Origin of the sequence: Actinacidiphila sp. bgisy160 (genome assembly GCF_965342435.1) — a bacterium.
In the GTDB taxonomy this organism is placed as follows: Bacteria; Actinomycetota; Actinomycetes; order Streptomycetales; family Streptomycetaceae; genus Actinacidiphila.
Genome location: NZ_CBDRCM010000044.1, coordinates 51,524 through 61,202, shown reverse-complemented (window position 1 = coordinate 61,202; position 9,679 = coordinate 51,524). Strand labels below are relative to the sequence as shown.

Sequence of the window (9,679 nt, the reverse complement as noted above, 5' to 3'; positions counted from 1 at the left end):
TTCCGGCTGGTCACCCGCGCATCCTACCTGCTGCACAGAAAGTAACTATTAACAATAGGGACACATAATGAATACATTTTTATTAGTGGCCCGCCCCGGGCTCGGTCAGCCACACCCCGTATGGCTTCACGATCAGCTCACCCACCAGCCGCCACGTCCATAGCCGTCCGCCCGGACCCGCATCGCGAGGCCGGTGATCGAGGACCGCCTGCCGCACGCCGGCCTGCCCGGCCTCACCCAACACCTCCGCAGCCGCAGGGCCTCCTGCGCCGACGGCGACAGATGCCGCGCGTCTCGCGCCCGGCGCCGGCCCCGCCGCGGTGGAACTCGTCGCCCTGCTCGCCGCAGGGCGAAGCACTCGCCGGCGCATCCACCGGGAACGGGCCGTCAGCCGTGCGCCTTCACCGGCGCGGCCGCCAGGTCCCCCGGCACCAGGGAGAACACGACAAGGTCGACGCGGCCGGTGTGCACGAACCCCGCGTTGCGCAGGACTCCTTCGCGGCGCAGGCCGGCCTTCACGGCGACGCGCTGCGACGCGATGTTGCCCGTCGCCGCGCGCAGTTCCAGACGCTGGAAGCCCTGGTCGGACAGCAGCCACGCCGCCAGGGCCCGGGTCGCCTCCGTGGCGACGCCCCGACCCCTCACCCACGGGGCCACCCAATAGCCGGCCTCGCTCGTCCGCACCCGCCAGTCGGTGCGCTTCAGGCCGACGGTGCCCAGCAGGCGCCCGTCGTCCGGGCCGGCGACGGCGAAGTGGATGCCGTCGCCCGACTCGCGCAGGGCGTGGGATCCCGTCGTGCACCAGGCTGTCGCGTCCTTCCGCGTGTAGGGCCGGGGCAGGGGCAGCCACCGCTGGGTTTCGGGGTCCGCGCAACTCGCCCAGGTGTCGTGGGCGTCGTCCGGGGTGAACGGGCGCAGCAGGAGACGCTCGGTGCGCAGGACCGTGTCGGGGAACACATTCGTTTCCGTCATTCGCTCCGTCCGCCGCGGGCCCAGGATTGGGCAGACGCTAGCAGCATGCCGCGCCGCGCAGTCACCCCCGCAAAGGGCATGACGCAGCGTCACGATTGGCGCGGTTCATGGTGACGGTGCGACAAAGCGACATTTCGGACTTATCCGCATACTTGCCGCATATAACTCCCCAACCGGGAGTAGCCCCTTGACACTCCGCCGCCTGAGGTTCATGGTTCCTCACATCACTCGTTTAAACCGGTTCAAACGCGAGATGAACAATCGCTTCGCGTTGGTTGCCCCGGTATGCGAGTGCAAGAACGTGCTGCCTCCGGCGCCGAAGGTGCCGCCGGACGGCGTGCCCCATGGGCACGCCGGTCGACGGGACCCGCGGCTGCGGATGTGGCTTGCCCTTCCGCCGCCGTACACGGAGAGTCCGCATGGCCCGACGCCCCACGATCGCCGATGTCGCCCAAATAGCGGGTGTGTCCCGGGCGACGGTCTCCTTCGTCCTCAACGACCGCCCCGGCGTGGCCGCCGCGACCCAGGAACGGGTGCGCGCGGCGGCCGAGAAGCTGGGCTGGACGCCGAGCCGCAGCGCCCGAGCGCTGTCGACCGGGCGGGCCCGCGCCGTCGGGCTCGTGCTGACCCGTGAGCCCGACCTGATCGGCACCGACCCCTTCTTCCCCGCCTTCATGGCGGGCATCGAGTACGTCATATCCGAGTCCGGCGACGGCCTCATGTTGCACGTGACGAGCCCTCGCAACGAGTTGGACACATACCGCCGCCTGGTGGACGACCAGCGCGTGGACGGGGTGTTCCTCACCGACCTGCGGGTCGGCGACCCGCGCCCGGAGTTGCTGCGGGAACTGGGCCTGCCCGCCGTGGCCGTCGGCGCCGACGACGGTGTCGAGGGGATCGCCACGGTCAATCTGGACGACCGCCCGGTGGTCGCCGGCGCCGTCCGCCACCTCGTCGGACTCGGCCACCGCCACATCGCCTACGTCGCCGGCCCCGAGGAGTACCTGCACGCCCAGCGGCGACTCGGCGCCTGGCGGGACGCGCTCGCGGAAGCGGGCCTGCCCCAGGGCCCGGTGCTGCCGGGCGGCTTCACCGCCGAGGGCGGCGCGCTCGCGACGCAGGCGCTGATCACGCGGGGCGACCGGCCCACCGCCATCGTGTACGCCAACGACCTGTCGGCCACCGCGGGTATGGCGGTCGCGCAGGAGGCGGGCCTGCGGCTGCCCGAGGACCTGTCGGTGGTCGGCTTCGACGACGTACCGCTGGCCTCCTGGACCCGGCCCTCGCTCACCACCTGCCGTGCCGACGCCACCGGCTGGGGTCGCGCCGCCGCACGCGCCCTGATCGAGACGATCGAGCAGGGCACCACCCCACACGTGGAACTGGACCCGGCCGCGCTGATGGTGCGCGGTTCCACGGGCCCGGCCCCCACTCGAACCGCCCGCCCCTGACCCCCCCAACGCGCGCCCGTCGCGCCCACGACGTTCTCCGCTCCCCGGAGGGCCGTCACCGAGGCAGGACGACGCCCCGGAACGGCCGCTTCCCAACCCTTGAGAACACGGAGCCACGCAATGAAGAAAACCCTCCTGACCGTCCTCTCGGCCGTCGCCCTGACCGTGCCGCTCGCCGCGTGCGGCAGCGGCGGTTCGGACTCCGCCGCGGGCGGCGACGCCCACGGGCCGATCACGGTCTGGTACTCCAACAACGCCCAGGAGGTCGCCTGGGGCAAGAGCATGGTCGCGTCCTGGAACGCCGCCCACCCGAACGAGAAGGTGAAGGCGCAGGAGATACCCGCGGGCAAGAGCTCCGAGGAGGTCATCGGCGCGGCCATCACGGCCGGCAACGCCCCGTGCCTGATCCTCAACACCGCCCCCGCGGCCGTCCCCGGCTTCCAGAAGCAGGGCGGCCTGGTGGCCCTGGACGACTTCCCCGGCGGGGCGGAGTACCTCAAGGCGCGGACCGGCGACCGGCTCTCGCAGTACGCGTCGCCCGACGGCAAGCACTACCAGATGCCCTGGAAGAGCAACCCCGTCATGATCTTCTACAACAAGGACCTGTTCAAGAAGGCCGGGCTCGACCCCGAGCACCCGAAGCTCTCCAGCTACCAGGACTTCCTCACCACCTCGCGCGCCCTGGTCAAGGGCGGGGTGCACGCCGCCATCTGGCCGGCGCCCACCTCCGAGTTCTACCAGTCCTGGTTCGACTTCTACCCGCTCTTCGCGGCCCAGACCGGCAAGCAGCTCGTCGAGGACGGCAAGGCCCAGTTCGCCTCGTCGGACGGCGTCAAGGCCGCCGAGTTCTGGAAGACCATGTACGCGGACCACCTGGCCCCCAACGAGCAGTACAACGGCGACGCCTTCGCCGACGGCAAGTCCGCCATGGCGATCGTCGGCCCGTGGGCCGTCTCCGTCTACGGCGAGAAGGTCAAGTGGGGCGCCGTGCCGGTGCCCACCGCGACCGGCGCCGAGGCCAAGGGCACCTTCAGCGACGAGAAGTCCATCGGCATGTTCACCGCGTGCAAGAACAAGGGCACGGCCTGGGACGTGCTGAAGTTCGCCACCGGCAAGGAGCAGGACGGCAAGCTGCTGGAGGCCACCGGCCAGATGCCGATGCGCCAGGACCTCCCGGCGACGTACCCGGACTACTTCGCCTCGCACCCGGACTACAAGACCTTCGCCGAGCAGGCCGACCGCACCGTCGAGGCCCCGAACGTGCCGAACTCCGTCGAGATCTGGCAGAAGTTCCGCGACGCCTACACCAAGTCCGTGATCTTCGGGAAGGGCGACGTGGAGAGCGCCTTCCGCGAGGCCGCGGGCAAGGTCGACGGCCTGGCGAAGCAGTGAGTCACGGCCATGTCCTCCACGCACCATGACGTCCTCCGCCCCGGGTCCGCCCGGGGCGGGGACCGCCCCCGGGCGGGCCGCGGGCCACGGACGCGCGGCCTGCGGTTCGCGGGCCGGCAGCCGATCGGCCTCGCCTTCGTCTCCCCGTACCTGATCTACCTGGCCGCGATCTTCCTGTACCCGCTCGGCTTCGCGGTGTGGATCTCCTTCCACGACTACTTCTTCGCCGCGCCGGGCGCCCAGGTGGACCGTCCCTTCGTGGGGCTGGCCAACTACACGGCCGTCCTGACCGATCCGGCCGTATGGCGTTCCTTCGGCAACATCGCGGTCTTCCTGGTCATCAACGTGCCGCTGACGGTGGCGGCGTCCCTCATCCTCGCCACCGCCCTCAACTCCAAGCTGCGGGCGCGCACGTTCTTCCGGACGGCCTACTACGTCCCGTACATCACCGCCAGCGTCGCCGTCGTCGGCGTGTGGCTCTTCCTGTTCAACTCCAACGGCCTGGTCAACAAGGCGCTCGGCCCGCTCGCTCCGGACCCGTCGTGGCTGGTCAACTCGCACCTCGCGATGCCGACCATCGCGCTGTTCGTCGCCTGGAAGCAGCTCGGCTTCTTCATCGTGCTCTACCTGTCGGCGCTGCAGAACGTACCCGGTGAGCTCTACGAGTCGGCGGCGCTGGACGGCGCGGGCAAGGTGCGCATGTTCTGGTCGATCACCGTTCCGGCGGTGCGCACCGCCACCCTGCTCGTGCTGGTCCTGGCGACGGTGACCGGGGCGAACCTGTTCACCGAGCCGTATCTGCTGACCAGCGGCGGTGGACCGGACGGGGCCACCACCTCGCCGGTGCTGCTGATGTACCAGCGCGGCCTGCAGCAGGGCCACCCGGACGAGGCCGCGGCGATCGGCGTGATCCTCGTCGTGCTGATCACCGGCATCTCCCTCGTCTACCGCCGCGTGCTGGAGAGGGACTGACATGACCGACGTCCACGCTCCCGCGCACAAGCGCCGCCCGGCAGGGCACGGTCCGCACACGCACTCCCACACCCGCCGGATCCTGTCGCGGCTGGCCCTGCTCGCCGGGGCCTTCGCCTTCCTCTTCCCCTTCTACTACATGCTCATCGGCTCGCTGCAGCGCGAGCCCGACAGCAGCCCCGCCGGCGCCTTCCCGCGTCCGGGGAACCTCTCCCTGCACAACTACGCTGAGATCAACTCGGCCATCTCGCTCGGCCGTTCCCTGATCAACTCCGGGATCTTCACCGGCGGCGTCATCGTCTGCACCACGGTGTTCGGCCTGCTGGCCGGGTACGCCCTGGCGCGGCTGCACTTCCGGGGCAAGGGCTCCACCTTCGCCCTGGTGCTGCTGGTCCAGGTCATCCCGTTCCAGCTGCTGATGATCCCGCTGTACGTGCTGATCGTCCGCGACTACGGCCTGGCCGACTCCTACATCGGGATCATCCTGCCGTTCGCCATCAACACCAGCGCGGTCTTCATCTTCCGGCAGTTCTTCCTGCAGCTGCCGCAGGCGATGTTCGAGGCCGCGCGCATCGACGGCGCCGGCGAGCTGCAGATCCTGTTCCGGATCGCCATCCCGCTGTGCAAGCCCGCGCTCGCCTCCGTGGTGCTGCTGAGCTTCACCGGGCCGTGGAACGAGTTCCTGTGGCCGTTCCTGGTCACAAAGGAGCAGGACATGCAGCCGCTGGCGGTGTCCCTGGCCAACTACATCAGCACCGTCTCCTCCGCCGCCGCCAACCCGTTCGGCGCCATCCTCGCCGGCGCCTGCGTGCTGGCCGCGCCCGCGGTGGCTCTGTACCTCGTCTTCCAGAGCCGCTTCACCTCCACCGACCTCGATTCCGCCACGAAGGGCTGAACTCGCTGTGAACGACCGCACCACCAGCACCACCGGTACCACCGGCTCCAACAGCTCCGTGCCCTACCGCCTGACCCGCGTCGGCGTCGTGATGTCCCCGCTGGCCGGCGAGGCCAACGAGGCCGAGGGCGTGCTCAACCCCGCTTCCGGCCGCACCCCGGACGGCACCCTGCACCTGCTGCCCCGCCTCGTCGCGGAGGGCAACGTCTCCCGCGTGGGCCTCGCCGAGGTCGTGATCGAGGACGGCGTGCCCACCGGTGTCGAGCGCCGCGGCGTCGTCCTCGCCCCCGACGCCGGCTGGGAGCGCGGCAAGAACAACGCCGGCGTGGAGGACCCCCGTACGACGTGGATCGAGGCGCTGGGGCTGCACGTCATGTCCTACGTCGCCTACGGCCCGCTCGGCCCCAAGCCGGCGCTGGCCGTCTCCACGGACCTGGTCACCTGGGAGCGCCTGGGCCCGATCCAGTTCGCCTACCAGGCCGATCTCGACACCGACCTGAACCTCTTCCCGAACAAGGACGTGGTGCACTTCCCCGAGCCCGTCCCGGGCCCGGACGGCGAGCCCTCCTTCGCCATGCTGCACCGCCCGATGTGGGACCTCGGCTGGTTCCGCCCCGGCGAGGGCGTCCACCTGCCGGCCGGCGTGACCGACGAGCGGCCCGGCATCTGGATCTCCTACGTCCCCGTCTCCGAGGTCGAGAAGGACCTGGGCGCCCTGGCCCGCCCCCGCAACCACCGCCTGGTGGCGCTGTCCGAGCACCCCTGGGAGGAGCTCAAGATCGGCGCCGGCCCGGCCCCGATCCGCGTCGAGGAGGGCTGGCTGCTCATCCACCACGGCGTGTCCGGCACGATCGACGACCCCTTCGCCCAGCAGCAGAAGGTCAGCTACGCGGCGGGCGCGATGATCCTCGACCCGCAGGACCCGGCCCGGATCCTCGCCCGCACCGACGAGCCGCTGATGGAGCCGGAGACGGAGGAGGAGCGTTCCGGCACCGTGCCCAACGTCGTCTTCCCGACCGCGATCGAGGAGATCGACGGCGTCCGCTACGTCTTCTACGGCATGGCCGACGCACACATCGGCGTCGCCCGCCTGGACCGTGCCGAGTGACTGCGCTCGGTCTGGGCCTGGCCGGCTGCGGCGCGTTCGGCGCCTACCTGCTGGACGCCGTCGCCGACCTGCCCGGCATACGTGTCGTGGCGTGCGCCGACCCCGACGGTGACCGTGCCGCCGCCCTCGCGCGGCGGCACGGCGCCGCCGTCCACACCGACGCCGCCGCGCTGGCCGGCGTGCCCGGGGTGGACGTCGTGGCGATCGCCACTCCCCCGGCCACGCACGCGGAACTCGCCGTCGGCGCGCTGCGCGCCGGCAAGCACGTCTTCTGCGAGAAGCCGCTGGCCGTGACGCTGGAGGACGCCCTGCGGGTGGAGGCGGAGGCGGAGCGCTCCGCCGGGGTGCTGGTCGTCGACCACGTCCTGCGCTACAACCCCGTGTTGCGGATGCTCGAGCGGCTGCGCGAGGAGGAGCTGCTGGACCCGCTGGTGCGCTTCGCCTTCGAGAACGACGCCGCCGACGAGGACCTGGGCCCCGGCCACTGGTTCTGGGACCCCGCCCACAGCGGCGGCATCCACGTCGAGCACGGCGTGCACTTCTTCGACGCCGCCCGCGCCCTGATGGGCAGCGAGCCCGTCGAGGTGCACGGCACGGCCGTCCGCCGCGACGGCGGCCCGGTCGACATCGTCGTGGCCACCGCCGTCCACCCCGGCGGCGCCGTCGCCACCCACACCCACTCCTTCACCCACGCCCACCGCGCCGAACGGCAGTTGATGCGCCTGGACTACGGCTTCGCCGAGGCCCGGGTCACCGGCTGGATCCCCACCCATGCGACGGTCACGGCCTGGACGGACGAGCGGGACGCCCGCCGCTGGGAGGAGCTGCCCGCGCGCGCCGCCGGCCTGCTGGCCGTACCGGGGCTGCGCCCGCACGGCGAGGAGCGGATCACCGTCGCGGTGGAACGCGACGCGGGCCCGGCGGCCCCGGCCCGCGGCCGCGGCGTGGAGCGCACCGTCCCGCACCGGGTGACCTGCGTGGTCGACCTGGGTGGCGAGGCGCGCAAGCAGCACGTGTACGCCGAGAGCGTGCGCGCCGCCTTCACCGACCTGCTGCGCTGCGCGACCGGGGGCGGCACCCCGGTGGCCGACGCGTGGTCCGGACGGACCGCGGTCGCGGTGGCCGAGGCCGCCACCCGCTCCGCGCGGACCGGCCGGACCCTGCCCGTCCCGGCCGGGCGGCCAGGAGCATGAGGAGCACCGTGAGCAGCACCACCGGTCCGGAGCCGGCCGCGCCCTGGTGGCGGGACGCCGTCTGCTACGAGATCCACCCGCGTGCGTTCGCCGACGGGGACGGGGACGGCGTCGGCGACCTCGCCGGCGTCGCCGCCCGCCTGGACCACGTTGCCCGGCTGGGCGCGGACGCGGTGTGGATCACGCCGTTCTACCCGTCCCCGCTGGCCGACGGCGGCTACGACATCGCCGACCACACCGCCGTCGCCGCCGACCTCGGCACCGACGCCGACTTCGACGCCTTGGTCGCGCGCGCCCACGGCCTGGGACTGCGGGTGCTGATCGACCTCGTCCCCAACCACACCTCCGACACACACCCCTGGTTCCGCGAGGCCCTGGCGGCCGGCCCGGGGAGCGCGGCCAGGGGCCGCTACCTCTTCCGCCCGGGACGCGGCGCGGACGGGGAACTCCCGCCGAACGACTGGCAGTCGGCCTTCGGCGGCCCGGCCTGGACGCGGGTCCCCGCGCCCGAAGGCGGCCCGGGCGAGTGGTATCTGCACCTGCACGCGCCCGAGCAGCCGGACCTCGACTGGCGGCACCCGGAGGTCGTCGCGGACTTCGAGCGGATCCTCCGCCACTGGCTCGACCGCGGTGTCGACGGCTTCCGCATCGACGTGGCCCACACCCTCTTCAAGGCCCCCGGCCTCCCCGACGCCGGGCCCGGGCAGCACCAGGACATCCTGCGCAACCACCTGATGCCGTACCACGACCAGGAGGAGCTGCACCCGCTGTTCCGTTCCTGGCGCCGGCTCCTGGACACCCATCCGGCCCCGCCCGGCGCGGTCCCTCCGGGGCAGCGCGTGATGGTGGCCGAGGCCGCCGTGTTCGAGCCGTCCCGGCTGGCCCGGTACGTCAGCCCCGGCGAGATGCAGCAGGCCTTCAACTTCGCCTTCCTCGAGGCCCCTTGGGAGGGCCAGGAGCTGCGCGCGGTCGTCGGGCGGTCGGCCGCGTCGATGCGTGCCGTCGGGGCGCCCGTCACCTGGGTCCTGTCCAGCCACGACGCGGTCCGTCCGGTCACCCGGTACGGCGGCGGGCCGCTCGGCCGGCGACGGGCCCGGGCCGCCGCGCTGCTCATGCTCGCGCTGCCCGGCGCCGCCTACGTCTACCAGGGCGAGGAACTGGGCCTGCCGCAGGCCCACGTGCCGGACGACCGTCTGCGCGATCCGCTCTGGGAGCGTTCCGGCCACCGCGAGCGCGGCCGCGACGGCTGCCGGGTGCCGCTGCCCTGGGAGGGCACGGCGGCACCGTACGGGTTCAGCACCGCCGCCCCGGACGCGTGCTGGTTCCCGCAGCCCGATGACTGGGCGGACCTGACCGTCCGGGCCCAGGAGGACGACCCCGCGTCGATGCTCGCCCTGTACCGCTGCGCGCTGCGGCTGCGGCGGGGAGCGCCGGTCCCGGCGGACGCGGCGCCGGTAGTGGAAGGGCCAGCGGACGGTTCCTGGTTCGCCTTCGACCGCGCGCCCGGGCTGCGGTGCCTGACCAACTTCGGCCCGGAGCCGGTGCCCCTCGCGGACGGGGACGAGGTGCTGCTGGCCAGCACCCCGCTCGACGGCCGCTCGGTGCCGGCAGACACCACCGTCTGGCTCCGCACCGCCGGGAACACGACCGCGATCGCGTCCTGAGCCGGCGGTCCCCGGGGCGTGAGCGTCCACGT

General features: G+C 72.4%; 8 protein-coding genes. 7 read left to right on the top strand and 1 reads right to left on the bottom strand.

The window, feature by feature from the left end:
- Positions 1-387: 387 nt before the first annotated feature.
- Positions 388-972, bottom strand: coding sequence for a GNAT family N-acetyltransferase (locus ACRWNP_RS27865; protein ID WP_431966055.1), 585 nt, complete (start codon positions 970-972; stop codon positions 388-390).
- A gap of 419 nt (positions 973-1,391) precedes the next feature.
- Between ACRWNP_RS27865 and ACRWNP_RS27860 the strand changes: the two genes are divergently transcribed.
- The 7 genes from ACRWNP_RS27860 (at position 1,392) to ACRWNP_RS27830 (ending at position 9,647) form a co-directional block, all read left to right on the top strand.
- Complete coding sequence (locus ACRWNP_RS27860; RefSeq protein ID WP_431966053.1) at positions 1,392-2,423, top strand: LacI family DNA-binding transcriptional regulator; 1,032 nt, start codon at positions 1,392-1,394, stop codon at positions 2,421-2,423.
- Between the two features lie 120 nt (positions 2,424-2,543).
- Positions 2,544-3,815 carry an extracellular solute-binding protein gene (locus ACRWNP_RS27855; RefSeq protein ID WP_431966051.1) on the top strand — a complete coding sequence of 424 codons (1,272 nt, stop codon included), beginning with the start codon at positions 2,544-2,546 and terminating at the stop codon, positions 3,813-3,815.
- 9 nt (positions 3,816-3,824) lie between these two features.
- Complete coding sequence (locus tag ACRWNP_RS27850) at positions 3,825-4,787, top strand: carbohydrate ABC transporter permease (protein ID WP_431966049.1); 963 nt, start codon at positions 3,825-3,827, stop codon at positions 4,785-4,787.
- A gap of 1 nt (position 4,788) precedes the next feature.
- A complete protein-coding gene (locus ACRWNP_RS27845; RefSeq protein ID WP_431966047.1) occupies positions 4,789-5,682 on the top strand; it encodes a carbohydrate ABC transporter permease in 894 nt (297 codons plus the stop codon).
- 91 nt (positions 5,683-5,773) lie between these two features.
- Complete coding sequence (locus tag ACRWNP_RS27840) at positions 5,774-6,790, top strand: glycoside hydrolase family 130 protein (RefSeq protein ID WP_431966061.1); 1,017 nt, start codon at positions 5,774-5,776, stop codon at positions 6,788-6,790.
- Positions 6,787-7,983: a Gfo/Idh/MocA family protein gene (locus tag ACRWNP_RS27835; RefSeq protein WP_431966045.1), complete on the top strand. Its 1,197-nt coding sequence runs from the start codon at positions 6,787-6,789 to the stop codon at positions 7,981-7,983. Before ACRWNP_RS27840 ends, ACRWNP_RS27835 begins: the two co-directional genes overlap by 4 nt.
- A complete protein-coding gene (locus tag ACRWNP_RS27830) occupies positions 7,980-9,647 on the top strand; it encodes a glycoside hydrolase family 13 protein (protein ID WP_431966043.1) in 1,668 nt (555 codons plus the stop codon). Before ACRWNP_RS27835 ends, ACRWNP_RS27830 begins: the two co-directional genes overlap by 4 nt.
- Positions 9,648-9,679: the final 32 nt, after the last annotated feature.